Source organism: Enterobacter sp. Ap-1006 (assembly GCF_011752835.1).
Classification (GTDB): domain Bacteria; phylum Pseudomonadota; class Gammaproteobacteria; order Enterobacterales; family Enterobacteriaceae; genus Cedecea.
In genome coordinates this window covers 353594-378839 of the sequence record NZ_VWWU01000001.1, presented here as the reverse complement: position 1 = coordinate 378839, position 25246 = coordinate 353594, and the positions used below count along the sequence as shown (strand labels likewise).

The window sequence follows — 25246 nt, the reverse complement described above, 5'->3', positions numbered from 1 at the left end:
AACAGATGCTCCCCAGGACGTCGCCCCAGGGAGCCAGAAGATATTGCTCAGCGAAGCGGGTGATGTGCCGCGCTAAAGCCAAGTTTTTGCAGCATGCCTGCCGCGTCGGCATCGTCACACTGCACATACAGCGATGACCACTCGCGGCGCTCCAGATAGTTCTTACGCAGCTTGTCGAATTCACCAGGCTGACCGGCTACCTTCCGCAGCGGCGCGTCGTCGCGGCGCACATCATACACCAGATGCACCAGTCTTTTGAGCGTGGGCTGATCGAGCGGGCCTGCCAGCGTGATGCGGCCAAACTCCGGCGCAGGCAGAAGTGAATCCAGCGCCACTGTCTGAGACTGGCCGATAAAATCGCTAAAGGCTTCAAAGACCTGAGTAGTACCGCGAGCTTTACCTTCAAGCGTATAGCCCGCAATGTGCGCCGTGCCAATATCGACCTTGTCGAGCAACTCGACGTTGAGATCCGGCTCCGGCTCCCAGACGTCCAGCACAACGCTGAGATTCTGCCCTGCTTTTAAGCATTTCAGCAATGCGTTGTTGTCCACTACCGGGCCGCGACAGGCATTAATCAGAATAGCGCCAGGCTTCAGGCGGCTAATCAGCGCCTCGTCCGCCAGATGCAGCGTTTTATACTCGCCGGATTTAAACAGTGGCGTATGGAAGGTGATGACGTCGGCTTCCTGCACCAGCGTTTCCAGCGAAACGAAATCGCCTTCGTCACCGCGATCGGCTCGCGGCGGATCGCACAGTAAGATGCGCACGCCCCAGGCTTCCAGACGCGCCTGAAGACGGGAACCAACGTTACCCACGCCGACGATACCGACGGTTCGGTCTTTCAGCTGAAAACCATCGCGCTCGGCCAGCATCAATAAGGAGGAGAACACATACTCAACCACGGCAATCGCGTTGCATCCAGGAGCGGCAGAGAAAGCCACCCCGGCACTTTGCAAATAAGCTTCATCAACGTGATCGGTTCCGGCCGTGGCCGTCCCGACAAATTTAATCCCTTTACCGTCCAGCAGTTCGGCATTCACTTTGGTGACCGAACGAACCATCAACGCGTCAGCATCCGTTAACGCATCCACCGGAATCGGACGCCCCGGCACGGCAGTCACCTCGCCCAGGCGGCTGAAAAGTTCGCGGGCATAGGGCATATTTTCATCAACGAGGATTTTCACCTGAGTACCTGTCTGTTAATCGTCGAGATAAGGCCGGATAGTGTGCCATAATCTGACGTCCGGGCATAACGAACTATGCTCGTCATACTTCAAGCTGCAGGCGCGTTGGCTGCACCCGTTCACCCCAGTCACATAGTTAGCTATGCTCCTGAGGACTCACGGTCTTGCCCTCTTCCTGCAACTCGAATTATCTAGAGCATATTTGTTATATGTTTTGCCGTGTTTAAGGCGAGCTTAAGGATTTTACTATAATGCAACCCATTCAGGGCGCCACGCCGCGTCCTCCGGGGGAACCTCCCTCCGCACCTTCTGCCGCCGGCGAACAGCCGCTTTCCACCCAGCAACGTACCGTGCTGGAGCGCCTGATCACCCGGATCATTGCGCTTAGTCAACAGCAGAGCGCTGAAGTGTGGGCGGGCCTTAAGCACGATCTGGGACTCAAAAGCGAGACGCCGCTGCTGTCCCGGCATTTCCCCGCCGCTGAGCAAAACCTGAATCAGCGCCTGACCAGTGCGCAAACCACGCTGGCAACGCGTCAGATCATTCAGCAACTGAGCGATTTGCTGCCCCAGGGCAATAACCGCCAGGCGGTGAGCGACTTTATCCGCCAGCAGTTTGGCCAGACGGCGCTGAGCCAGCTCACGCCGGACCAGCTCAAAACCGTGCTGACGCTGCTGCAAAACAACCAGCTCGCCATCCCTCAGCCGCAGCAGCGCCCGGCCACCGACCGCCCGCTGCTCCCCGCCGAGCACAACAGCCTGAACCAGCTTGTCACCAAACTCGCCGCGGCAACGGGCGAGTCCGGCAAACAAATCTGGCAGTCAATGCTGGAGCTGTCCGGCGTGAAAACCGGTGAACTCATTCCGGCTAAGCACTTTGCTTTGCTGACAACCTGGCTCCAGGCAAGGCAAACGCTGAGCCAGCAGTCTGCGCCTACTTTGCACAGCGTGCAGGCGGCCCTAAAGCAGCCGCTTGAGCCGCAGGAGTGGAAAGAGATGGTGGATTACAGCCAGCAGCGCTTCCAGGCCACGCCGCAAACGGTACTGACGACCGCGCAGGTGCAGGACATTCTCAATCAGGTGTTTTTAAAACGTGCCGAGCGCCAGCCAGCTACGATTGAAGTGCGTGATATTAAGCCGATCTACAACCCGATGTTTAGCGCAATTATCGAGCCGATAAAGGCGCTGAGCGCGAGGCCTGGTCTGGCGTTGCTCGCGCTGGTCGTGGTGGTGATTTTGCTCTGGCTGGTGATCTAGTTCCTCGCCCCAACCCTCTCCCAAAAGGAGAGGGAAAAAACGGGCAACAAGCAAACCTACTTCCTGAACGCCACCAGCGTCACGGCAATCCCCAGCACCGCAGAAACGGCCCCGGCCATAAACACCGACGAATAGCCCATAGACGTTGCCAGAATTCCGGTCAGCGGCCCGGTGACACCGTATGAAATATCCTGGAAAGCAGCATAGCCGCCCAGCGCCGTGCCGCGCACCTGAGGCGGAACACGCTTAACCACTTCAACGCCAAGCGCGGGGAATATAAGCGAACAACCGCAGCCGGTCAGCGCCGCACCCAGCAGCGCGGTCCAGGCTCCAGGCGCGTGCCAAAGCAGCAGCAAACCCACGGTTTCAACCGCAAGGGAAAACAGCGCCACGCGCACGCCGCCGTAGCGATCGGGCATCCAGCCAAACAGCACGCGCACCAGTACAAAAGCGCCGCCAAAAGCCGTCAACGTGAAGCCTGCATGGGCCCAGCCGTTTGCGGCAAAATAGAGCGAAACAAAGGTGCCGATAACCGCAAAGCCGACGCCCTGCAGCGCGAGACCCAGCCCCGGCTGCCAGATAAGTCCGATCACGGTCAATAACGAAGGCCGCTCGCCTTTATGGGCCGGAATAGGTTTCACGGTGCCGTTAAACAGCAGCCCAATCAGCGGCAAAGCAATGGTTGTCACGCCCAGCGCCACAAAACCCCACTGGCTGTTAAGCATCAACCCCAGCGGTGCACCGGCAGCCAGCGCGCCGTAAATCGCCATCCCATTCCAGGACATCACCTTACCCGAACGCCCAGGGCCGACCAGCCCCAACCCCCAGGTCAGGTTGCCGGTCAGCAGCTGGCTTTCACCAAAGCCAAGAATCAACCGCCCAACGATCAGCAAGGCAAACTTCACCGCTGGATCTACCGGCAATAGCGCGGCGAGCAGGTAGGCAGCGCCCGCCAGTCCGCAGGCAAACATCCCTTGCAGGACGGAGCGTTTAGCGCCCATCTGGTCGGCGAGTCGCCCCGCGTAACCCCGGGTCAATACGGTGGCGAGAAACTGAATGCCCACCGCCACGCCAACCATCATGTTGCCGTACCCCAGCTGCTGATGAACAAAAAGCGGGATAACGGGCAGCGGCAGGCCAACCGTCATATAGGTAAGAAAGACCGCAAAGGTAATTCTGAAAAGCGATGTATTTGCCGATTTCGACGTTTTAAGAGTGGAATCAGGTACTGCAGACATACTGCTTACTCCATAAATTCAGAGCAAGGCGCAAGTTACCCCGCGCCCTTTCCTCTGAGTGTTCAGATGACAGGGTGCGTTGGTTAACGTTAAACGCTTACGCATTATCAATAATGATAATGGAGGGGAATGCATAGTGCCCTTCGGTTAACCGGCTGTCAATGCTGAACAATGGGCAAAAAAATGGGGCCCCCGCAGGTGCCCCATTCCGAATGATTATGGCGATTAAGCGTTCAGCTTACGCATCACCAGCGTGGCGTTAGTGCCGCCGAAGCCGAAGCTGTTGGACATCACGGTGGTCAGCGCTGCATCAGTCGCTTTAGTGACGATGTTCAGGCCAGCAGCCTGTTCGTCCAGCTCTTCCACGTTAATGCTTGGCGCGATGAAGCCGTGTTCAAGCATCAGCAGAGAATAGATGGCTTCCTGTACGCCCGCGGCGCCCAGAGAGTGGCCGGTCATGGCTTTGGTCGCAGAGATCGCCGGGCTGTGATCGGCGAACACTTCACGAATCGCACCCAGCTCTTTCACGTCGCCTACCGGAGTAGAAGTACCGTGGGAGTTCAGGTAGTCGATTGGGGTATCAACGCCGTGCATCGCCATCTTCATGCAGCGCACCGCGCCTTCACCGGACGGGGCAACCATGTCTGCGCCGTCAGACGTTGCGCCGTAGCCAACGATTTCAGCGTAGATGTGTGCGCCACGAGCCAGCGCGTGCTCCAGTTCTTCAACGACAACCATACCGCCGCCGCCTGCGATGACGAAGCCGTCGCGGTGCGCGTCATAGGTACGGGAAGCTTTTTCTGGCGTTTCGTTGTACTTGGTGGACAGGGCGCCCATCGCATCGAACTCACACGCCATTTCCCAGCCCAGCTCTTCGCCGCCGCCGGCAAAGACGATGTCTTGTTTACCGAGCTGAATCTGCTCTACCGCGTTACCGATACAGTGGGCGGAAGTTGCACAGGCGGAGCTGATGGAGTAGTTCACCCCATGAATTTTGAACGGCGTTGCCAGGCAAGCAGAAACCGCGGAGCCCATGGCTTTGGTCACTACGTAAGGCCCCACGGCTTTCAGGCCGCGCGGGCTACGCATGGCGTCAGCACCAAAGACCTGCGCTTTAGAAGAGCCGCCGGAACCGGCAATCAGACCAACGCGTGGGTTGTTCTGGTAAACCTCTTCGCTCAGGCCTGCATCGGCAATCGCTTCACGCATGGAGAGATAGGCATAGATAGAGGCATCGTTCATGAAACGAACCACTTTACGGTCAATCAAACCAGTGGTATCCAGCTTGACGTTACCCCAGATGTGGCTACGCATTCCCGCGTCTTTAAACTCTTCCGAGAAAGTGATCCCTGAGCGTCCTTCTCGCAGAGATGCCAGGACTTCCTGCTGGTTATTACCAATGCTGGAAACAATGCCCAGGCCAGTAATCACTGCACGTTTCATTCAAATACCTCGTTCACTGCACTATGTAGGATTTCGTGTCGCACAATAGCGTACAGTTGTAAGCCGAACAAGTCCGATCAGCCAAATTGTGCGGAAATTTGCGCCGCTCCGCTCACACCGTTATGATCGTGCCACTGCCTGTCAGACGAGCAACTTACGTGAAACATTCCCCTATACAATCCGCCAACCTCGGTTTTAACGAAGAAGGTACACCTGTATCCCGAGATTTTGACGACGTTTACTTCTCTAACGATAACGGACTGGAAGAGACGCGATACGTCTTCCTCGGCGGAAACCATCTCCCTGAACGCTTTGCAACCCACGAAAGACCGCTTTTTGTGGTCGCAGAAAGTGGGTTTGGTACCGGCCTTAACTTTTTGACTTTATGGCAGGCGTTCGATGAATTTTGTGTGAAACGTGAAGATGCCTGCTTAAAACGGCTACATTTTATCAGTTTTGAAAAATTTCCCCTGACCGCCGCCGATCTGGCGCTGGCCCATCAGCACTGGCCAGAGCTCAGTCGCTTCGCCACCGAGCTCCAGCAACAATGGCCGCTGCCGATTCCCGGCTGCCACCGCCTGCTACTGGACAATGGCCGCATCACGCTTGACCTGTGGTTTGGCGATATTAACGAGCTGATATCTCAGTTAGATGACACCCTTAATCAGCAGGTCGATGCCTGGTTCCTGGATGGCTTCGCGCCCTCCAAAAACCCGGATATGTGGACGCAGCAGCTCTTCCAGGCCATGGTTCGCATGGCTCGCCCTGGGGGCACGCTGGCGACCTTTACTTCCGCAGGCTTTGTACGCCGTGGCTTAATTGAAGCGGGCTTCACCGTGACACGCAGCAAAGGGTTTGGCCGCAAACGCGAAATGCTCGTAGGATCGCTACCACACCCCGTGGCGACGCCTGCCCGCACGCCCTGGTACGCTCGCCCTGGCACAAGTGAACGTGAAACCGCGATTATTGGCGGCGGCATTGCCAGCGCCCTGCTCGCCCTGGCGCTGCTGCGTCGAGGCTGGAAGGTCACCCTGTATTGCGAGGATGAAGCTCCAGCCCAGGGCGCATCCGGCAACCGTCAGGGCGCACTTTACCCGCTGCTAACCGCGCATGATGCGGCGCTAACCACCTTTTTCCCGGCGGCATTCACCTTCGCGCGCCGCCTGTACGATGCCCTTCCGGTAACTTTTGATCATGCCTGGTGCGGCGTAACCCAGCTCGCCTGGGATGAAAAAAGCGCCCATAAAATCGAACAGATGCTCGGCCTGGCTCTGCCAGACTTACTGGCGAAGGCCGTGGATGCTGAAACGGTGGCGGACACCTGTGGCGTGGACACGCAGTGCGGTGGCATCAGCTATCCGCTGGGCGGCTGGCTCTACCCGGCACAGCTTACCGCCGGCGCTCTTGCGCTAGCCGAACAGCAAGGGTTGAAGATTCATTATGGATACCGGGTGACCGACTTAACGGCAGCGAATGGCGGCTGGAAGATAGATTTTGCTCAGCAGGATACCGCCCAGCATGCCGCCGTCGTGCTGGCCAACGGACATCAAATAAGTGGGTTTTCTCAAACTCAGAACCTGCCTGTTTATTCAGTCGGCGGCCAGGTCAGCCATATTCCTACCACGCCGGGATTAAGCCAGCTCCGCCAGGTGCTGTGCTACGACGGCTATCTGACGCCGGTCAACCCGCAAAACCAGCAGCATTGTATTGGCGCCAGCTATCACCGTGGCCGGGATGAAATGACCTGGAATGCAGAAGATCAGCAGCATAATCGCCAGCGCCTGCTCGACTGCCTGCCGAATGCAGAATGGGCAAAAGAAGTGGACGTTTCAGCCAACGAAGCCCGCTGCGGCGTGCGCTGCGCTTCACGCGACCACCTTCCAATGGTGGGCAGTGTGCCAGATTATGACGCCACGCTTGAGCAATATATCGGGCTGGCCGAGGATCGTGCAAACGCAGAGCCTGCACCGGTTTACGGCAATCTTTATATGCTGGGTGCATTGGGCTCACGCGGGCTGTGTAGCGCGCCGCTGGCTTCTGAGATTCTGGCAGCGCAGATGAGTGAAGAACCTATTCCGCTGGATGCAGTCACGCTCGCGGCGCTGAACCCGAATCGGCTTTGGGTAAGGAAGCTATTGAAAGGAAAAGCAGTGAAGTGATGTTCCCCTCATCAGCTCCTCTGTAACGCTTTTATCCCCTCTCCCTTTTAGGGAGAGGGTTAGGGCGAGGGTTAAAATTTAGCCTTCTCGAAAAGCGTTTCCCACATGCCCAATACCAGCGCCTGGTCGCGCGGGGAAAGCTCACCGGCCTGAATCGCCTTTTGCAGGCTATCGCTCACCACCACATGCAGCGCGTCTGGCGTATGGTCGTCGCCGTTTTCCAGTTCGGCTACCGCCAGAGTCAGGTGCCCACGCAGATAACCGCTGGCAAACAGGTCGTCGTCACTGGCGTGCTCCACCATCTCATCAATCAACGCCAAAATACGTGACTCAAATTCCGCGATCATCATACATCCTCTTCATACAGGTGATTTTTAGTTTAGGTCTTCTGGCCAGGCAAACTGCCCGGCTTCGAGCGCAGGGGTACCATAATACGCCCTTAGCGCGTCAATCAAACGAGCCGGGCGCTCGGGGATCCCGTCTTTCAGATAAGTCATAACCTGGGCATGAACCCGGCGCTGAAACGCAATGCGGTCAGGCTCAAAATCGCCGCTCAGGTTGTCGCAGCTGACGTTAAACGGGAAGCCCGCGGCGGTGCTGAGCATCCACTCCAGCGCCTGCGGCTTCACTTCCACATCTTCGAACTTGCCCTGGGTTTCGGCGTCTCGCCCGTCCGGGCAATACCAGTAACCGAAGTCCACCAGCTTGCGGCGCTCTGCGCCCGCCACGCACCAGTGGGAAATCTCATGCATTCCGCTGGCGTAATAGCCGTGCGCGAAGACGATGCGGTTATACGGCAATTCGTCATCCGCAGGCAGATAAATAGGCTCGTCATCACCCTTGATCAAGCGGGTATTAAACTCTGCCAGGAAGCAGCTATCGAACACGTCAATCAGTTCCTGGTAATGGTGTTGTTTGCTCATAGAGACATCATTCATTTCAGGCTATCCCTAACCAATGGAGAATTTCCGGTCCGTGGCTGTCATACAGCAGCCTGGCGCTCATTACCGCCGAAACAACGACAATCATTGGGCGAATCAGCTGCTGCCCTTTACTTAAGACGAGGCGCGAACCCGCCCTCGCCCCTAAAAATTGCCCGGCCATCATCACAAAGCCGGTGCCCCAAATCACCTTGCCGCCGATGATAAACAGCAGCAGCCCGCCAAGATTGGAGGCGGCGTTCAGGACTTTCGCGTGGGCGGTGGATTTGGCGAGGTTGAAGCCGCAAAGCGTCACAAAGGCCAGCGCGTAAAACGACCCGGCGCCGGGGCCAAAGAAGCCATCATAAAAACCGACGCAGCCCCCGGCAATTAACGCGAACGGCAAACCGTGCAGGCGGCGCTGCCGGTCTTCTTCCCCGAGCTTTGGCATCAGCAGGAAATAGAGCCCGATGCCGATAATCAGCAGCGGCAGGATCTGGCGCAAAATATCGGACTTCACGTGCTGCACCAGCAATGCGCCGCAGGTAGAGCCGATAAAGGTCATCAGAATATTGAGCTTCTGATCGGCGAGGCTGACCACCTTGCGGCGAATGAAATAGAGAGAGGCTGAAACCGAGCCACCGCAGGCCTGTAGCTTGTTGGTTGCCAGGGCCTGAGCAGGAGACATGCCTACCGCCAGCAAGGCAGGGACCGTCAGTAAACCGCCGCCGCCCGCAAGGGCATCAATAAACCCGGCCAGCATGGCGACAAAAAACAGCGCCAGCAGCAGCAGCGGGGAAACCATAAACCATTCCATTTAGAGAGCGTGCTCATCCAGTAATGCCTGACAGGAGGCGGGTAGCGGCGGTGGCGTTGTCTTTTTCGGCGGCGTGCTGCCCGGTGCAGGCGGCGCGAACCAGCTTTGCAGCTCGGCCCCGCAGCCGTCTCCCGGAGGAGGCAGAGGCTGATCCTCACACTCAAGGCTGTTAGCCGGGCAGCGCAGGCGAACGTGCATGTGGGCGCGGTGGGCAAACCACGGGCGCACCTTACGCAGCCAGTCGCGGTCAGCGCCCGCATCTTCGCAAAGCCGCTGCTTAATAGCCGGGTTCACGAAGATGCGCGTCACCTCGTTATCTTTAGCCGCGAGCTTAATCAGGCTGTCGATTTCCGGTTTCCACAGCGAAGGCACCACGCGCTTGCCGTCGGCAGCAACCAAATCCAAAGCCTGAGGGCGCAGCAATTGCGCCGACGTCCAGCGAGTTTTTGGCAGTTGCAGGAAAATGTCGACATCAAGCCCGGTCTGATGGCTGGCGTGGCCGGAGCTAAAACGCCCGCCTGCCGCCATGCCCATGTCACCAATCAACACTGTCCCCAGGCTGAGCTGATTTACCTGATTACTCAGGCGCTGAATAAACATCACCAGATCGGGATGACCAAAGTAGCGACGCTGATCCGGGCGTATCACCTGGTAGCGGGCGTCCTCAAGCGGCAACGCGTGAGCCCCGACGATGCAGCCGTTGGAAAACGCGCCAATAGACTGCGCGCTACCGGCAATCGGGTGGTCGATTTTTTGCCACGGCGTCGCCGCTAAAGCCTGGGCGCTGGCGGCCAGCGCCAGCATCCCGATCAGGAGTTTGTTCATCGTCTTACCAGCGAGGCAGCGGGGAAGAAACGTCAGCGTTCTGAGCGCGCTGGCGCAGCAGGTGATCCATCAGCACGATAGCCAGCATCGCTTCTGCGATCGGCACAGCGCGGATCCCTACGCAAGGATCGTGACGCCCGCGGGTGATCATCTCCACTTCTTCGCCTTCGCGATTAATGGTTTTGCCCGGCACGGTAATGCTGGAAGTGGGTTTCAGGGCCACGTTAGCCACTATCTGCTGGCCGCTGCTGATGCCGCCCAGAATGCCGCCCGCGTGGTTGCTCTGGAAGCCTTGCTGGGTGATTTCATCCCGGTTCTGGCTGCCGCGCAGGTTCACCACGCCGAAGCCTTCGCCAATTTCCACGCCTTTCACCGCGTTGATACTCATCAGCGCGTGGGCAATGTCTGCGTCCAGGCGGTCAAAGACCGGTTCACCGAGGCCCGGCGGCACGTTATCAGCCACAACGGTCACTTTCGCGCCGATGGAGTCGCCCTCTTTTTTCAGGCCTCGCATCAGCTCGTCCAGCGCTTCGATTTTATCCGGATCCGGGCAGAAGAACGGGTTCTGCTCAACCTGATCCCAGTCTTTGATTTCCAGCGGAATATCGCCCATCTGCGTCAGGCAGCCGCGAATTTTAATGCCGAATTTCTGCTCAAGGTATTTCTTGGCAATGGCGCCCGCTGCAACGCGCATGGCGGTTTCACGGGCAGAAGAACGGCCGCCGCCGCGGTAGTCGCGCAGGCCGTATTTTTGTTCGTAGGTGTAATCCGCGTGTCCCGGACGGAACACGTCTTTAATGGCGCTGTAATCCTGGGAACGCTGATCGGTATTTTCAATCAGCAGGCCAATGCTCGTGCCGGTCGTCACGCCTTCAAACACGCCGGAGAGAATTTTGACCTGATCAGGCTCACGGCGCTGAGTGGTGTAGCGCGAGGTGCCCGGACGGCGGCGATCGAGATCGTGCTGCAGGTCGGCCTCCGTCAGCGGGATGCCCGGCGGGACGCCGTCAACAATGCAGCCCAGCGCGATGCCGTGAGATTCACCAAATGTCGTTACGCGAAAAACCTGTCCAATACTGTTACCAGCCATCACGGCTCCTTAATCACCGTTCTAGTTATTGTGTTGTGCGCGGGAAGTAAAACGAGCCCGAAGGCTCGTCTACGTTCGGCAATTAATCTTTGTAGATACTGAAGTACTCGCGAGCGTCAATCAGCTGCGCTTTAGTCAGCATAAATACGCCGTCGCCGCCGTTGTCGAACTCAAGCCAGGTGAACGGCACCTCCGGGTACTGCTCCATCAGGTGTACCATGCTGTTCCCCACTTCACAAATCAGGATCCCGCCGTCGGCCAGGTAATCCGGCGCGCAGCCAAGAATACGACGAGCCAGCTTCAGACCATCGCTGCCGGCCGCGAGGCCCAGCTCAGGTTCGAAGTGGTATTCGCCCGGCAGATCCGCCATGTCTTCTTCATCAACATACGGCGGGTTCGTCACAATCACGTCGTACTGCACTTTAGGCAGGTCGCGGAACAGGTCAGAACGAATCGGCGTGACGTTGTGGTCCAGGCCGTGCTCGGCAATGTTCTGCTCGGCCACGGCGATAGCGTCAGGGGAAATATCAACAATATCCACTTCCGCATTCGGGAATTCATAGGCGCAGGCAATCCCGATGCAGCCGCTGCCGGTGCACATATCCAGAATGTGCTGCGGCTCGTGGTCGATCATCCCGGCAAAGCGGTTGTTAATCAGCTCTCCAATCGGCGAGCGCGGCACCAGTACACGTTCGTCCACGTAGAACTCGTGGCCGCAGAACCAGGCTTTATTGGTCAGGTAGGCAACCGGAATACGTTCGTTGACGCGGCGAATCACGCGCTCGACGATACGGTGACGCTCGCTTGGGGTCAGACGCGCGGTGCGCATGTCTTCAGGAATATCCAGCGGCAGGTACAGACTTGGCAGAACCAGCTGAACGGCTTCATCCCATGGATTGTCGGTGCCGTGCCCATACCAGATGTTGGCGGCGCTAAAGCGGCTGACCGACCAGCGCAGCATGTCCTGAATGGTATGCAGCTCGTTTACTGCCTCATCGACGAAAATTTTATCCACGTGCCCTCCGCAGGCGACTCACGCTAGTTCAATAATAATCGGCTAGTTTGCCATGAAGGAGGCGACAAATCAGCATCCATCGACGCCGGGAGGCCGCGAAATTTGCGTTTTCTTTATTGCTGCCGGGTAAAGCAGGTAAACTGGCAGCAAAGCGAATGCGAGATGAGAGAAACATGAAAAAAAAATCACCGCTCAGTTCCGAAGATGAGGCGCTGTTTCGCGGCTTGATGGGCGGCACGAAAAAACTGGCTCAGGACACGATTGTCCACCGCCCGGTGCGCAAGAAAATAACGGAAGTGCCCGTGAAGCGTCTGTTGCAGGAGCAGGCCGATGCCAGCCACTATTTTTCCGATGAGTTTCAGCCACGCCTGGCGACCGAAGGGCCAATGCGCTACGTGCGCGAAGGCGTGAGTCATTTTGAACTGAAGAAACTGCGTCGCGGGGATTATTCTCCGGAGCTATTTCTTGATTTACACGGTCTGACCCAGCTTCAGGCCAAACAGGAGCTGGGCGCGCTGATTGCCGCCTGCCGCCGCGAGCACGTTTTTTGTGCCTGTGTGATGCACGGCCACGGTAAACACGTCCTGAAGCAGCAAACGCCGCTCTGGCTGGCGCAGCATCCGCATATTGTGGCGTTTCATCAGGCTCCGAAAGAGTACGGCGGCGATGCCGCGCTGCTGGTGTTAATAGAAATTGAAGAGTGGCAGCCGCCGGAGCTGCCATAAGCTCAGCGCAAGGGATTCCCCTCACCCCGGCCCTCTCCCAGAGGGAGAGGGGGAAAACGATCGGGAGCAGTCCCCTCGCCCCTTTGGGGAGAGGGTTAGGGTGAGGGGGAAAATCCTGAGCACCTTAAAAGAAAAAAGAGCCGCATTCGCGACTCTTTTTTTCATGCTCACAGCAATCAGATAGCCTTAGCCACCTTGAAGTTGCAGGGGCTCATCTGCCAGTTAAACACGCCTTTACCGGTATCCGGGTCCAGCGTGACGTTGGCAATGGCCGAAGTAGTAAACATCGGCGGAGCCTCTTCCGGGCAAAGCTCGGAAACCAGGTAACCCACGAGCGGCAGGTGGGAAACCACCAGCGCAGATTTAACACCTTGACTTGCCAGCGCCAGCAGGTAATCCCCCACCAGGCCTACATCCCCGCAGGGCCGCAGCTCTGGCAGGATGTCTTCTTTTTCCGGGAGGTTCAGCGCTTCCCGCACCACGTCCAGGGTCTGTTCAGCTCGCAGGTAAGGGCTCACCAGAACACGTTCGATACTTGCCACTTGACCCGTTAACCAGGTCGCCATCAGACGGGATTCATCACACCCACATTGGGTTAAGGGACGAACCGAGTCGCTGGCAGCATCGAGTGCTGCGTCGCCGTGACGCATGATAAAAACTTGCATATTGCACCGCTTTTGTTAACCAGGAACGCCTGAACCCGCACGCTGAAAAAGTGGGGTTCACGGCAGCCGGGCATTGTGCCTTATCCGTACATCGAATGAAACGCTGTCTTTTACCTCAATGCTGCAAGTATAGTCAATATCTGTTTACAAAATGACCTTGCAGCGTACATTTACCGGTTTTAGCTCAGCGCTTCGTCAAGCTCGGTCACCGGCTGCGACGTCAGCGCAGGCCAGAAACTAAGGTGTTGTTCAGCCATAATAATCAGCCTTTCACAGGGGCTGAACCGCTCCCCGTACTGGCTCGCTAAACGCTGTAATTTTGCCACCACATCGGCGGCCCCCAGGCTGTCCATATACCTGAACGGCCCGCCTAAAAACGGCGGAAAACCAATGCCGAAAACGCCGCCAATATCGCCATCACGTGCGCTTCTGACCACGCCCTCATCGAGGCAGCGAGCGGCCTCGTTGAGCATCATCATGACGCAGCGCTCGGCGATGTGTTCCGGGGTCTGACGCCCGTTCGGCGTCACGCCTAACAGCGTGTAAATCGCTGTGTCAGGCTGTTTCTTGCTTTTACGCCCTTTTGCAGGATAAAGATAGAAACCGCGACCATTTTTTCTTCCTTTGCGATCGTCCTTCAAGATTGCATCCACGGTATCAGGCGCGGCAAAGCGATCGCCGAAAGCCTGCTGCAGAATCGGGATAATCTTCGTGCCGACGTCTATCCCAACCTCATCCAGCAATTGTACCGGCCCCACCGGGAAACCGAACTTCACCAGCGCATCGTCAATACGCTCGATCGGCTCACCTTCCGTGAGGCAGCGCAGCGCTTCATTAACATAAGGCGCAAGAATGCGATTGACGTAAAACCCGGCGCTGTCGCCTACCACAATCGGCGTTTTGCCCTGTTTTTTCGCCAACTGCACGGTCGTGGAAATGGTTTCCGCGCTAGTCCCTGCATGAGGAATCACTTCGACCAGCGGCATTTTGTCTACAGGGCTGAAGAAATGCAGGCCAATAACCTGCTGCGGGCGCGCTGCCTGAGCGGCAATATCGGCAATCGGCAGCGAAGAAGTATTCGAGGCAAAAACGGTGTGCGGTGCGGCATACTGTTCAACCTCAGCCACCATTTTTTGCTTCAGCGCCAGATCTTCAAACACGGCTTCCACCACAATATCTCGCTGGCTAAAGCCGTGGTAATCGGTTCCACCGGAGATACGTGCCAGTTCGCGCTGGCGCTCGGCAGGCTTCATATGGCGACGACGGACTTTCTTCTCCAGCAGATCCCAGCTGTATTTCAGCGCGTGGTTAATACCTTCGTTGTTAATGTCCTTAATGCGCACCGGAAGCTTGCCTTTGGTGGCCGTCACATAGGCGATCCCACCGCCCATTAATCCCCCCCCCAGCACGCCGACAGAATTTAGTTTGCCGGGCTTTGCTTCACCGCCATACTCTTTTTTCAACTCCGTACTGGCAAAGAACAGGCCGCGCAAAGCGGCAGATTCAGGAGACATGGCCAGCTCACCAAACGCTTTGGCCTCGGCCTCATAGCCGCTTTTGCTCCCTTGTTCCAGCCCGGTGCGGATAACCTGGATAATGCGGCCCGTTGCCGGGTAATTGCCCTGCGTCTTCTCTTCGGTCTTCTTGCTGACCATGCTGAACAAGAGCGAGCGCCCCAGCGGCCCGGCGAGTACGCGTTCTTTTACCGGCAGTTCACGCGAAGGTTTCCGCCCTTTAAGCGCCAGCTCAACAGCGGCCTCAAGCAAAATAGATTCGGGCACCACGTCATCCACCAGCCCCAGCTTCAGGGCCTGACGCGGGCGCAGCTGCTTGCCGGTCAAAATCATGTCCAGCGCATTGCTGACGCCTATCAGGCGAGGTAAACGCTGAGTGCCGCCCGAGCCCGGCAGCAGGCCCAGTTGCACTTCCGGCAGGCCAAGCAGCGTTTTAGGTGAATCGGTACAGATGCGGACATGGCAGGCAAGCGCCATCTCCAGGCCGCCGCCCAGGCAGGCGCCGTGAATCGCGGCCACCACCGGGATCGGCAGCGCGGCGATTTCTGCCATGATCTGCTGCCCCTGCCTCGCCAGCTCTTGGGCTTCTTCAGCCGTTTTGCAGCCGCCTATCATGTTGATGTCGGCCCCGGCGATAAAGTTGTCCGGCTTGCCGGAGATAAATACCAGCCCCTGCACGCTCGGGTTGTCGCGCAGTTTTTTTATAATACTGTGTACCTGCGCCCCAAATTCGGCCTTCAGGGTATTCATTTTTTCGCCCGGAACGTCGATGGTCACTACGGCAACGTTATCCAGTCGGATGTGTAAATCGAATGCGCCTTGCTGTGCCATCACTCCACCTCCAGAACCATTGCCGCACCAAGCCCACCGGCCGCACACGCGGTAACGAGACCAAAGCCTCCCCCGCGGCGACGCAGTTCATGCAACGTCTGGGTAATCATCCTTGCGCCCGTCGCCGCAAACGGATGCCCGTAGGCGATCGACCCTCCCAGCACGTTAAATTTCGCGTCATCGACTTCGCCCGTGGCGTGAGCCCGGCCCAGCACATTGCGGGCAAAGTTTTCACTGGAAAGCATTTTCAGGTTGGCTAACGTCTGCGCGGCAAAGGCTTCGTGCATATCAAACAGGGTCAAATCATTCAGCGTAATGCCCGCGCGCTCAAGCGCCAGCGGCGTCGCCCACGCGGGGCCAAGCAGCATATCCTGCCAGACATCAATGGCGGTGAACGCATAGCTGCGCAGGAAACCGAGCGGCTTGAGGCCAAGCTCTTTTGCCCGGGATTCGGTCATCAGGATCACGGCCGCAGCGCCGTCCGTCAGCGGCGTACTGTTAGCCGCGGTCACGGTGCCGTGCTTGCGGTCAAACGCCGGACGGAGTTTTGCATAATCGGCGAGGCTGGAGCCTTTACGCACGTTGTTATCTTCAGCGAACGGCTGGCGATAGGGAGGAATAAACGCCGTCATCACTTCATCGGCCAGCTTTCCTTCCTGCCAGGCCTGGGCGGCACGCTCGTGGGAACGATGTGCCAGCGCGTCCTGCTGTTCGCGAGTGATGCCGTGAGTTTTCGCCATCTGCTCAGCGGTATCCCCCATACGCAGACCGGTAGAATATTCAGCCACGGCGGGAGGAACAGGCAAAAGATCGCGAGGACGTAATTTGGAAAACAGTTTCAGCCGCTGCCCGAGCGTGCGCGCTTTATTCACGTCCACCAGCGTTCGCCCCAACTTTTTGCTGACGCCAATTGGCAACACGGAAGAGGAATCTGCGCCACCGGCAATCCCGGCGCGAATGGTGCCGGCCATCAAACTTTCGGCGACGTTCGCAACGGCCTGGAAACTGGTGGCGCAGGCACGGCTGACGCTGTAGGCATCGGTATGTACGCTCATGCCGGTCGCCAGCACGATTTCACGGGCAATGTTTGGCGCTTCCGGCATTTGTACCACCTGGCCAAAGACCAGTTGCTCAATCGCCTCGGGCGGCACTTCGCTGCGGGCCATTAGCTCGCTCACCACCATATTGCCGAGATCGACGGCGGGAATACCATGAAAAGCCGTGGCCTGACGGGCAAACGGCGTACGTAAACCACTGACAATGGCAATACGATCGCCCTGGCGGGTAATCAACGGCAGTGCCTGACTCATAACGCTCCCCTGCTAAAAAAAGTGAATACAGACAAAAAGTGGTCTGACCTGATCACAGTCTTAACTAAAAATTCACATCCAGCCAACCAGCGGGCGAGAAAAATGGGAGAAGCGACACGAATTATTACATAACGAAATGAACGCCCCCGCTTTACACGGGGGAATTAGAGAGCGGGAATTTAACGCAGGCCGAGCTGGAAGATCATCGTTTCGGCCTGGCAGCTAAACTGGAAATCGATATCCAGCTGCACGCCGTCGGCGACTTCGGTGTAGCGCGGTGTAATCTGGCAAGGTTCAGACTCAACGTCACGGGCTTTAGCCGTTAACGCAGCCAGGACTTCATCGGCTTCTGTTTTGCTAGTAAATACACGGCTGTAGGAGGCGATGCAATCTGTGTTGTCGATAATAGAACCGACATCAATGCAGCAGCAAACCGGGGTTTCATCGGCGGTATTTTTACTCATCACGCTTTCCTCTGTAATGCGGCTTAAAATAGGAGAATGGTTAAAATAATTGTGGCTATTTTACGCCCGCCGTTGCATCTGCTCCAGTTGATAATCCTCACAAAACCGACAAGTGACGGAAATCACACTTAAAAATGATCTAAAACAAATAACATCCTCGCTTTGATGAGAAGTTCCCCCCAATTTTGCCACTCAGATCCCGTTTTCAAGATCAAACATGAAAAACTTTAGAAACAAACTTGCAACATCCTCGCTGGTCAGACCTATACTCTCGCCACTGGTCTGATTTCTCTGTACCCGATCAGTCCCTACTATTCGCGCTCCTGTTACGGTATGTAACATTGTTTGCATAAAAATAAATCAATGAGGTTTTGGTCATGAGCCAGAAAAACCTGTTTACTAAGTCAGCCCTCGCGGTTGCAGTGGCAATAGTCTCCTCCCAGGCGTACGCCGCCGGCTTTCAATTAAACGAGTTCTCTTCCTCTGGCCTTGGCCGAGCGTATTCGGGGGAAGGTGCAGTTGCGGATAATGCGGGTTCAGCAAGCCGCAACCCCGCTACCATCATGATGTTCGATCGCCCTTCTTTCTCTGCCGGCGCAATCTTCGTTGACCCGGACGTTGATATCTCTGGCCGCTCGCCGTCGGGCAAAAGCCTGGATGCGAAAAACATCGCGCCAACCGCATGGGTGCCTAACCTGCACTTTGTGGCGCCGATCAACGACCAGTTTGGCTGGGGTGCGTCCGTCACCTCCAACTACGGCCTGGCCACCGAGTATAATGACAGCTACGCAGCAGGCTCTATGGGCGGTACCACCGACCTGACGACCCTGAACATGAACCTGAGCGGCGCCTACCGCCTGAGCAGCAACTGGAGCTTCGGTCTGGGCTTCAACGCGGTATACGCCAAGGCAAAAATTGACCGTTATGCGGGTGACTTAGGCCAGCTGATGGCTGGTAAAATTGCCCAGGGCGGTGGTTTAGCAACGCCTGAAGGTCGTGCACTTGCCGCCTACGCAAACTCTATTGCGCCAGATACCCAAATTGCACACCTGAAGGGTGACAAATGGGGCTTCGGCTGGAACGCCGGTATCCTGTATGAAATTGATAAGGATAACCGCTACGGCTTCACCTACCGTTCAGAAGTGAAAATTGACTTCGACGGCGACTATAAGAGCAGCCTGCCACCTTCAAGCGCCCTGCCACCGGCAGCTTCAGCGCTGTTAGCGGCCAACAATATTCCAACGGGCACCGGTGGCGCGACCATTCCAGGCTCCCTGAATCTGTATCTGCCTGAAATGTGGGAACTGTCCGGCTATAACAAAGTGGCACCGAAATGGGCCATTCACTATAGCCTGACCTACACCAGCTGGAGCCAGTTCCAGGAGCTGAAAGCGACCGGCAGCAACGGCCAGACGCTGTTCTATAAAGACGAAGGCTTCAAAGATGCATACCGCATCGCGCTGGGTACCACCTACTATATGGACGACAACTGGACGTTCCGTACCGGTATCGCGTTCGATGACAGCCCGGTTCCGGCTAACAAGCGTTCTATCTCCATTCCGGACCAGGATCGCCTGTGGCTGAGCGCCGGTACCACCTATGCGTTTAACAAAGACGCGTCTGTGGACGTAGGCGTTTCCTACATGCACGGTCAGAAAGTCAATATCGAAGAAGGCCCATACACCTTCAAATCAGAAGGTAAAGCCTGGCTGTACGGCGCTAACTTCAACTACGCGTTCTGATTTACTGTCCTGAAAAAAAGCAAAGCGCCTTCTAATGAAGGCGCTTTTTTTATGCCTGCTCGTTCAGCTTCTCTTCAAACCGCAATAACCTGCCCGCATTGCCGAGCACCAGCAGCGTGCTGAGATTATGCAGCAGCGCGGCGATAACTGCGCCAGAAGCGCCAAGCCAGCCAAAAGCCGCCATCGCGACAATGGCCAGCGTCCAGCCCAGGCCGATAAACACGTTGACCTGCAAAGTCCGGCGGCAGCGGCGGCTCAGGCGCACGCAGGTGCCCAGCCGGCGAAGATCGCTGCCAATCAGCACAATATCCGCCGAAGACATCGCGATGTCGGACCCACCGGCCCCCATTGCTACGCCCACCACGCCAGCCTTTAGTGCCAGCGAATCGTTGATGCCATCGCCGATAACCATAGGCCGATAGCCGCTGTCGATCTGTCGTTTCACCTGTGCCAGCTTATCCGCGGGCAGCGCCCCGGCCACTACGTCAGCGATCCCCACCTGGTGCGCAATTTTGTCCGCAACCGACTGGCGATCGCCGGTCAGTAAAAGCTGCCGGTTTAGCCCAAGATCGCGCAGCTCGGCCATCGCCGTTGCCGCCTCACTTCGCAGGCTGTCGGCCAGCAGCAGCCAGCCAAGAAAACGGCCATCCAGCGCCAGCCCGACAATCGGGCCATCGTGCTCCGGGGCTGCAGGTAAGTCGGTCAGAGTGGAGGCTAATAGCTCACGCCTGCCAAGCACCGCTTCTCCCTGCGGTGTAGAGGCGGAAACGCCTAACCCCTGATGCTCACGCACATTGTCGAGAGGCAACCAGGCTTCCCGAGAAACAATCTCGCTTACCGCGCGGCTGACCGGGTGATTGCTGGTCGCGCCCAGGCTGGCCGCCAGGGTTTGCAGCAAAGTGGGATCGATGTCGCCATAAGGCGCCACGGCCTGCAGGTGTAGCCTGCCGTGGGTCAGCGTGCCGGTCTTGTCGACCACCACGGCGTTGATCTCCGCCAGCTCCTCAAGAAATGCCGCGCCGCGAATTAAAATGCCGTGGCGGGCGGCCACCGTCAGCCCGGCAATAGATGATGCCGGGGCGGAAAGCACCAGCGCGCAGGGACAGGCTGCCACCAGGACGGCCAGCATCGCCTGGGCATCCTGCGTCAGGAACCAGGTGCTGGCGGCAATCATCAGCACCAAAAGCAAATAACGCGCCGCGTGGCGCTCAAGCAAACGCGTTATCGGCGGGCTTGCCTGTTCCGCGCTTTGCATCAGGGCGATCACCCGCCCCAGCGTCGAGGTCTCTCCGGTACGCGTAACCCGGATGCGCAGCAGACCATCCAGATTTATCGCCCCGCCAAAAACTTCCGCACCCGGCACAACTTCCTGCGGTACGGACTCCCCGGTAATCGGTGCCGTGTCCAGGCTGGCTTTACCTTCCAGCACCAGGCCGTCGGCAGGAATATGATCTCCGGCACGAACCTCGACCACATCACCGGGTTCGAGATCGTGGTTGTCGATATCCTGTAATTCACCGTCCGCACTTAAGCGCCTCGCCCGGCTGCGCGTGAGTTTACTCAGCGCGGCAATAGCTTCCTGTGAGCCGATGACGCTGCGCTCTTCGAGAATATGCCCGACGATCATGATCAGCGGCAGCAGCGCGGCGGTCAGAAGATCCCCGGTCGCCCAGGCGCCCAGCAATGCCAGCGCGATAAGCTGGTCGGTCAATCCGTGCAGGCTGGGGTAGCGCAGGCTATGCAGCGCGTGACGCAGCACCGGAACAGCCACAACAACCGAGGCTGCGCCCAAAAGTAAATCGCCAACGGCAACCTGCTGAGGCGCCAGCCACCGCCAAAGCAGCCCCAGAATCAGCGCCCCGCTGGCCACCAGCGCCAGCATCAACTGGCGGGTAATATGCCGCTGCTCCTGGCGGGTCAGCGCCCCACCGGCTTGTACAGAAGAAGTCATGGTTTCGTCGCCTCTTGTTGCGCTACACCCTGCAGGATCAAATGCGCATCATCCTGCGGCGACACGGTAATCACCGATCCGGCCTGGGACAGGATCCCGGCTATTCGCTGGCGATAAATACGCCCCAGCAAATCAGGATCGTCATGGTTGCTGGCCAGACGGGCAATTGTCGCCGTGTCCGACTGCGCCTTCGCCACGCTCTCCTGCGCTTTTGCCTGGGCGGTTTGTAGCATCTGGTCGGCCTGTTGAACCGCCTTCTGCCGCGTTAATGAGGCATCGCTTTGCGCCGTCGCGATCGCTTTCGAGGCCTGCTGGCTGGCGGTTAAGACCGCATTGAATGCCGCCACGGTCGTCAGCGGTAAAGCAGACTGCACGGTCACCCGCTCAAGAGTAATACCCGCATCGCTCCCCGACTGCTGAAGCCGCAGCAAATTCTGTTCGATATTCCGCTGCACGTCGCTCCGCAGCTGTTCGCGCTGCTGCGCCACGTTCATATCGTTGCCGGGCATTTCGGGCCGGGCAACCAGAATGGTATCCAGATCGCGGGAAGCACAAACCGCGACCGCCGCGCGCTCCACCAGCCGGTCCAGCAGCGGCAGGACATGCTTGTCCTGTAAGACGTAAGCAGTTGGCGTTCTGACCCGATAAAATACGCTAATATCCAGCTGCACAACGCCCGCATCACCGGTGAGCAAGAAACCAGAGCCCGAAACAGCATCATTGCCGGGGCCACCGTTGATATCCAGGCTTTGCGCTTCGGACGAGCGCAGCAGCGCGGTCACCCGGTGTTCAATCACCCGATCCGGCCCCGGCACCATCACGACTTCATTTACCGGCGCGGGCCAGGCAAGCAGCAAGCCAGGCTCGGCCACGCGCTGCTCAGCGCCGAAGCGCAGCACCACGGCCCTGCTGCCCGGCGGAATTTGCCGGACATTCGACAGCAACCACGCCCCGGCGGCAAACAGCGTCAGCACAAAGATCGCGATAAACGCCAGCCGAATCGACTGCGTCCACGGCCCACCGGGCTCAAGTTTTTGCCGTTCAGTCATGGTTTTTTATCCGCCGCTTTATCCATTTGCGGCCCGTCAACCAGCAGGCTGAACGGTTTGGCATCGGTACGCAGCACCAGTCGGGTTTGCGCGTTCACCATGCCGCTAAGCGCGTCAATCTGGCGCAGCAGGCTATAAAGCTGCGGGGCGCTGGCATAAGCTTTACCGTAAATGGACGCCGTTTGTACCTGGGCCTGGGCTTCGATATCCGCCGCTTTCACTGAGGCCTGAGCTTCGGTGATGCGGGCATCGCGGTCGGCGGCGGAACGAATCTCTGCCGCCGCGCGCTTACCTTCCGCCGTGCGCTCAATCGCAATTGTTTCACGCTCTGCTCGCATACGGTCAACCGTGGCGTTGAGCGTCACGGCCGGCAACGTCAGGCGTTCGGTGCCCATCTGCACCAGCCTGATGCCGTAACTTTGCAGCAACGGCTGGCTGATTTGCTGTTGAAGATGCGATTCAAACTCCGCCAGCTGAACCTGCTTGCCGTCGGTGTTCACCAGTTGAGAAAGCGCGAAGCCGCTGGCGGTGGTTTCCAGCGCTGAGCCTAAGTAGGTGCGAATTTGCCGGGCTGCTTCATCCGGCTGGTTTTGCACCGCCCGCATAAACCGCTGCACGTGTTCAGGCGTGCTGTCCACTTCCCATACCGCGTAGGACTGAACGATGATCCGCAGGCCATCGCGCGTGCCGACATCCTGCAGCCCGCTGGACGTCGTCCGCAGGCGCAGATCCACCACCGTTGCCGTTTCAAAAGGGGCAGGCAGTCGCCAGGCAAGCCCCGGCTCCAGCAGCACGCGGACGGGTTTGCCAAAACGAGTGATCACCAGTGATTCACCGGATCTCACCTGCACCAGACTCGCAGCCGCAAGCAGAATAACGACCAAAACAACGGCGGCGGTAATACGCTTCCAGGCGCCTTTTTTACCCCCTTCCGGGGCGGAAGAGTGGCCATGACTGCAGCCGTGGCCGTGGTGGTGATCATGATGTCCATGAGAGTGGGAATGGCTCACCGGGAAAGCTCCTGTGCGGGTTTAGCGGGCGCGTCACGCCGCGCCGCATCGGTAGAAGTAGGGAAATCACGCAGATCGAGCGTGGGCGGCGAACCGGCACCAATTCGCTGGTCAATGACCAATAATGGGCGGCCGCTGAGGGCCTGCTGAAGCTGTTTAAACCAAAGCTCGTCGATAAAGACCTGCCCTGCCTGCTGGTAAGCATTCTTCTGCGCGGCAAAGCGGGTGGCCGTTGCCTGAGCTTCGCTTAGCGCTTCGGTAGCATTAACCTGCGCCGTGTTTTCGCGCACTGCAGCATTGGTCGCGGCAATCGCGGCTTTTTCTGCCGCACTTCCCTGCTCTCTCAGAATCAGCGACTGCGCGGCAATCTGCGCGGCCTGTACACCATGAAAAGCGTCGGCCGCCCCGGCAGGCGGATGAATCGCCTCCACCACGGTAGAAAGGATTTCCACGCCGCTGTGCAGGTTATCCAGTTGCTGCTGCACGGCCCGGTTAATCTGCCCGGCCAGGTCGTCACGCCGCTCGCTCAGGACATCATCCAGCGTTAAAGACGAGAACTGATGTACCAATACCTCATTTGCCGTGCTGCGCACCAGATCCGACAGGTTCACTGCCCGGTAGGTTGCCGCCAGCGCGGCGTTATCAGTCAGGCCAATACGCCACATAAAGCGCACGTCGCTGTTAACGATCTGCAGGCTTTGCCGATCCCCGCTTTGGCTGGCGATGATTTGCGCTTTGTCGAAGTTGTGGGTGGCATCCCAAAGCCTGTCGGCGCTGGCGGGCGCGGGGCCTTCGGCATCGGCGCGTTTTACAGGAGGTTGGCTGGCTGGATCTTCCCCGGCAGCCAGCTCATGCACCTGCCCATTTTCGGTCAACTGCACCCGACCAAACGGCCAGGGCAGCCCCAGATGCAGCCCCGGCTCAAGCACCGCCACAGAGCGGCCAAAGCGCTCATACACGCCGCGTTCGGTGGCTGAGATTTGCTGCAGCCCGGTCAACAACCAGCCGCAGATCACCATCAGGGTCACCATCGGGATAAACGCGCGCTTCAGGACGGTGAAGGCCCAGACCTGGCGAAGATCGATGCCAAACCGCTGGTGCAGCTCCTGCTGTAAAAACCCGAGCGGGCGCGGCGGCCAGGTTAGCTGGGCGGCCAGCTGGCTTTTGGGGATAAGCCTGGGCTCTGTCGTGCCGTCTCCAGGGGGTGCGAACAGAGAAAACAGCCCGCGCAGCATAAACTCGACGGCAACCAACAGTACCAGCGCAGCGGGCAAGTTTATCGCCAGTGCACTGTTGAGCTGTGGCCAGACAAGCCCCGGTAAACTCAGCACCTGTACCGCCATCACCAGGCGCAGCAGCGGCGCTATCGACCCGGCTTCCGGGGAAGCTTCTTTCGATACCGCACTGAGATGCCGTTCGGCCACCAGCAGCACAAAGACGGATCCAGCCAGGCACGCTACAGCCATCCAGCGGTTATTATTGTCCAGCAGCGGAACGTAGCGGCTACTCCAGCCAGAAAACGCAATATAGAACGCCAGCGCGGCAAGCGCCCCGGACCAGATGCCTTCTGCCTTAAACAAAGCTTCAGCCCGGGCAAAATTTAACGGCACCAGGCCCGTAAGCCAGCTTAAAAGAGGGTTCTTTGGCGCTTCTTCATCCTGAACCGAAGGCTCAATCGGTGGGGAAAACTTAAAACTTCGCCACTGGCAAATACGCTGCGTCGCGTGCAGCGAAACAACCAATAACAAAAGCGCTGCGGCATTGCTGCAGAGTAAAGCGACCCAGCGGGAAGCTGGCTCCAGAATACTGACCGTCAGCGCCAGCAGGAGCATCATAAACAGCAGGAAGGTTAAGGCGAACACCGCACGCGCGGCGAGTCGGGCCTGCGCGCCGGCCAGCGAATAGCGAGCGGGCAGCGCCTGAGGCAGCAGTTCAGCTTCGGGTAACCGGGTAGGTGGCATGATGTTTTAAGCGTGAGGTGCGCAAGAGTTGCGCAGTATTTTTGGATTGTTATTTTATAACATACCAACACAAAATG

Annotated in this window: 21 protein-coding genes; 4 read left to right on the top strand and 17 right to left on the bottom strand. The window is 58.0% G+C overall.

Annotation, left to right across the window (positions count from 1 at the left end; genetic code table 11):
• Nucleotides 1–47: 47 nt before the first annotated feature.
• Complete coding sequence (gene pdxB, locus F3J28_RS01775; protein ID WP_166872145.1) at nt 48–1184, bottom strand: 4-phosphoerythronate dehydrogenase PdxB; 1137 nt, start codon at nt 1182–1184, stop codon at nt 48–50.
• Between the two features lie 251 nt (nt 1185–1435).
• Here pdxB and flk point away from each other — a divergent pair, with 251 nt between their 5' ends.
• Nucleotides 1436–2440, top strand: coding sequence for a flagella biosynthesis regulator Flk (gene flk / locus F3J28_RS01770; RefSeq protein ID WP_166872142.1), 1005 nt, complete (start codon nt 1436–1438; stop codon nt 2438–2440).
• Nucleotides 2441–2496: 56 nt separating this feature from the next.
• Here flk and F3J28_RS01765 read toward each other — a convergent pair whose 3' ends face one another.
• Nucleotides 2497–3678, bottom strand: a complete 1182-nt coding sequence (locus F3J28_RS01765; protein WP_166872140.1) for an MFS transporter — start codon at nt 3676–3678, stop codon at nt 2497–2499.
• Nucleotides 3679–3903: 225 nt separating this feature from the next.
• Nucleotides 3904–5121 (bottom strand): beta-ketoacyl-ACP synthase I, encoded by a 1218-nt coding sequence (fabB, locus tag F3J28_RS01760; protein ID WP_166872138.1) that lies wholly within the window; start codon nt 5119–5121, stop codon nt 3904–3906.
• Between the two features lie 158 nt (nt 5122–5279).
• Here fabB and mnmC point away from each other — a divergent pair, with 158 nt between their 5' ends.
• The gene (gene mnmC / locus F3J28_RS01755) at nt 5280–7280 is read left to right on the top strand and encodes a bifunctional tRNA (5-methylaminomethyl-2-thiouridine)(34)-methyltransferase MnmC2/FAD-dependent 5-carboxymethylaminomethyl-2-thiouridine(34) oxidoreductase MnmC1 (RefSeq protein WP_353620567.1); all 2001 of its coding nucleotides are present in this window, start codon (nt 5280–5282) and stop codon (nt 7278–7280) included.
• 71 nt (nt 7281–7351) lie between these two features.
• Here mnmC and F3J28_RS01750 read toward each other — a convergent pair whose 3' ends face one another.
• From F3J28_RS01750 to prmB, 6 genes are all read right to left on the bottom strand, one after another.
• Nucleotides 7352–7627: a YfcL family protein gene (locus tag F3J28_RS01750; RefSeq protein ID WP_008459691.1), complete on the bottom strand. Its 276-nt coding sequence runs from the start codon at nt 7625–7627 to the stop codon at nt 7352–7354.
• Between the two features lie 27 nt (nt 7628–7654).
• Complete coding sequence (locus F3J28_RS01745) at nt 7655–8203, bottom strand: elongation factor P hydroxylase (RefSeq protein WP_008459689.1); 549 nt, start codon at nt 8201–8203, stop codon at nt 7655–7657.
• A 16-nt stretch (nt 8204–8219) separates the two neighbouring features.
• Nucleotides 8220–9017, bottom strand: coding sequence for a sulfite exporter TauE/SafE family protein (locus F3J28_RS01740; protein WP_166872133.1), 798 nt, complete (start codon nt 9015–9017; stop codon nt 8220–8222).
• A complete protein-coding gene (mepA, locus tag F3J28_RS01735; RefSeq protein WP_166872131.1) occupies nt 9018–9842 on the bottom strand; it encodes a penicillin-insensitive murein endopeptidase in 825 nt (274 codons plus the stop codon). It lies immediately after the preceding gene.
• A gap of 4 nt (nt 9843–9846) precedes the next feature.
• Nucleotides 9847–10932 (bottom strand): chorismate synthase, encoded by a 1086-nt coding sequence (gene aroC, locus F3J28_RS01730; RefSeq protein ID WP_166872129.1) that lies wholly within the window; start codon nt 10930–10932, stop codon nt 9847–9849.
• 82 nt (nt 10933–11014) lie between these two features.
• On the bottom strand, nt 11015–11947 hold the full coding sequence (prmB, locus tag F3J28_RS01725) for a 50S ribosomal protein L3 N(5)-glutamine methyltransferase (RefSeq protein WP_008459683.1): 933 nt from the start codon (nt 11945–11947) through the stop codon (nt 11015–11017).
• A gap of 173 nt (nt 11948–12120) precedes the next feature.
• On the opposite strand from prmB, the gene smrB reads away from it, so the two are divergent.
• Nucleotides 12121–12672, top strand: a complete 552-nt coding sequence (gene smrB / locus F3J28_RS01720) for an endonuclease SmrB (protein WP_008459682.1) — start codon at nt 12121–12123, stop codon at nt 12670–12672.
• 176 nt (nt 12673–12848) lie between these two features.
• Here smrB and sixA read toward each other — a convergent pair whose 3' ends face one another.
• The 4 genes from sixA to F3J28_RS01700 form a co-directional block, all read right to left on the bottom strand.
• Complete coding sequence (gene sixA / locus F3J28_RS01715; RefSeq protein WP_166872127.1) at nt 12849–13337, bottom strand: phosphohistidine phosphatase SixA; 489 nt, start codon at nt 13335–13337, stop codon at nt 12849–12851.
• Between the two features lie 179 nt (nt 13338–13516).
• The gene (gene fadJ / locus F3J28_RS01710; protein WP_166872125.1) at nt 13517–15682 is read right to left on the bottom strand and encodes a fatty acid oxidation complex subunit alpha FadJ; all 2166 of its coding nucleotides are present in this window, start codon (nt 15680–15682) and stop codon (nt 13517–13519) included.
• Entirely contained in the window at nt 15682–16992 is a 1311-nt protein-coding gene (fadI, locus tag F3J28_RS01705; protein WP_008459679.1) for an acetyl-CoA C-acyltransferase FadI, read from the bottom strand. Before fadI ends, fadJ begins: the two co-directional genes overlap by 1 nt.
• 179 nt (nt 16993–17171) lie before the next feature.
• Nucleotides 17172–17456, bottom strand: coding sequence for a YfcZ/YiiS family protein (locus F3J28_RS01700; protein ID WP_008459678.1), 285 nt, complete (start codon nt 17454–17456; stop codon nt 17172–17174).
• Nucleotides 17457–17833: 377 nt separating this feature from the next.
• Between F3J28_RS01700 and fadL the strand changes: the two genes are divergently transcribed.
• Nucleotides 17834–19198, top strand: coding sequence for a long-chain fatty acid transporter FadL (fadL, locus tag F3J28_RS01695; protein WP_166872123.1), 1365 nt, complete (start codon nt 17834–17836; stop codon nt 19196–19198).
• 49 nt (nt 19199–19247) lie between these two features.
• Here the strand turns inward: fadL and F3J28_RS01690 are convergent, their stop codons facing one another.
• Genes F3J28_RS01690 through hflK (F3J28_RS01675) form a run of 4 tightly spaced genes read right to left on the bottom strand, consistent with a single transcriptional unit; the run spans nt 19248 to nt 25169 of the window.
• A complete protein-coding gene (locus tag F3J28_RS01690) occupies nt 19248–21149 on the bottom strand; it encodes a heavy metal translocating P-type ATPase (protein WP_166872121.1) in 1902 nt (633 codons plus the stop codon).
• Nucleotides 21146–22198, bottom strand: coding sequence for a protease modulator HflK (gene hflK / locus F3J28_RS01685; protein ID WP_008459674.1), 1053 nt, complete (start codon nt 22196–22198; stop codon nt 21146–21148). Before hflK (F3J28_RS01685) ends, F3J28_RS01690 begins: the two co-directional genes overlap by 4 nt.
• Nucleotides 22195–23208 (bottom strand): protease modulator HflC, encoded by a 1014-nt coding sequence (gene hflC / locus F3J28_RS01680; RefSeq protein ID WP_166872119.1) that lies wholly within the window; start codon nt 23206–23208, stop codon nt 22195–22197. The genes hflK (F3J28_RS01685) and hflC overlap by 4 nt, the downstream gene beginning before the upstream one ends.
• Nucleotides 23205–25169 carry a protease modulator HflK gene (gene hflK, locus F3J28_RS01675; protein WP_166872117.1) on the bottom strand — a complete coding sequence of 655 codons (1965 nt, stop codon included), beginning with the start codon at nt 25167–25169 and terminating at the stop codon, nt 23205–23207. The genes hflC and hflK (F3J28_RS01675) overlap by 4 nt, the downstream gene beginning before the upstream one ends.
• Nucleotides 25170–25246 lie beyond the last annotated feature (77 nt).

What these genes read in the sequence shown, in the direction of transcription:
- flk (WP_166872142.1), top strand. Translation starts at nt 1,436, where the DNA reads ATGCAACCCATTCAGGGCGCCACGCCGCGTCCTCCGGGGGAACCTCCC.
- F3J28_RS01765 (WP_166872140.1), bottom strand. Translation starts at nt 3,678, where the DNA reads ATGTCTGCAGTACCTGATTCCACTCTTAAAACGTCGAAATCGGCAAAT.
- fabB (WP_166872138.1), bottom strand. Translation starts at nt 5,121, where the DNA reads ATGAAACGTGCAGTGATTACTGGCCTGGGCATTGTTTCCAGCATTGGT.
- F3J28_RS01750 (WP_008459691.1), bottom strand. Translation starts at nt 7,627, where the DNA reads ATGATCGCGGAATTTGAGTCACGTATTTTGGCGTTGATTGATGAGATG.
- F3J28_RS01745 (WP_008459689.1), bottom strand. Translation starts at nt 8,203, where the DNA reads ATGAGCAAACAACACCATTACCAGGAACTGATTGACGTGTTCGATAGC.
- F3J28_RS01740 (WP_166872133.1), bottom strand. Translation starts at nt 9,017, where the DNA reads ATGGAATGGTTTATGGTTTCCCCGCTGCTGCTGCTGGCGCTGTTTTTT.
- mepA (WP_166872131.1), bottom strand. Translation starts at nt 9,842, where the DNA reads ATGAACAAACTCCTGATCGGGATGCTGGCGCTGGCCGCCAGCGCCCAG.
- aroC (WP_166872129.1), bottom strand. Translation starts at nt 10,932, where the DNA reads ATGGCTGGTAACAGTATTGGACAGGTTTTTCGCGTAACGACATTTGGT.
- smrB (WP_008459682.1), top strand. Translation starts at nt 12,121, where the DNA reads ATGAAAAAAAAATCACCGCTCAGTTCCGAAGATGAGGCGCTGTTTCGC.
- sixA (WP_166872127.1), bottom strand. Translation starts at nt 13,337, where the DNA reads ATGCAAGTTTTTATCATGCGTCACGGCGACGCAGCACTCGATGCTGCC.
- fadJ (WP_166872125.1), bottom strand. Translation starts at nt 15,682, where the DNA reads ATGGCACAGCAAGGCGCATTCGATTTACACATCCGACTGGATAACGTT.
- fadI (WP_008459679.1), bottom strand. Translation starts at nt 16,992, where the DNA reads ATGAGTCAGGCACTGCCGTTGATTACCCGCCAGGGCGATCGTATTGCC.
- F3J28_RS01700 (WP_008459678.1), bottom strand. Translation starts at nt 17,456, where the DNA reads ATGAGTAAAAATACCGCCGATGAAACCCCGGTTTGCTGCTGCATTGAT.
- fadL (WP_166872123.1), top strand. Translation starts at nt 17,834, where the DNA reads ATGAGCCAGAAAAACCTGTTTACTAAGTCAGCCCTCGCGGTTGCAGTG.
- F3J28_RS01690 (WP_166872121.1), bottom strand. Translation starts at nt 21,149, where the DNA reads ATGACTTCTTCTGTACAAGCCGGTGGGGCGCTGACCCGCCAGGAGCAG.
- hflK (WP_008459674.1), bottom strand. Translation starts at nt 22,198, where the DNA reads ATGACTGAACGGCAAAAACTTGAGCCCGGTGGGCCGTGGACGCAGTCG.
- hflK (WP_166872117.1), bottom strand. Translation starts at nt 25,169, where the DNA reads ATGCCACCTACCCGGTTACCCGAAGCTGAACTGCTGCCTCAGGCGCTG.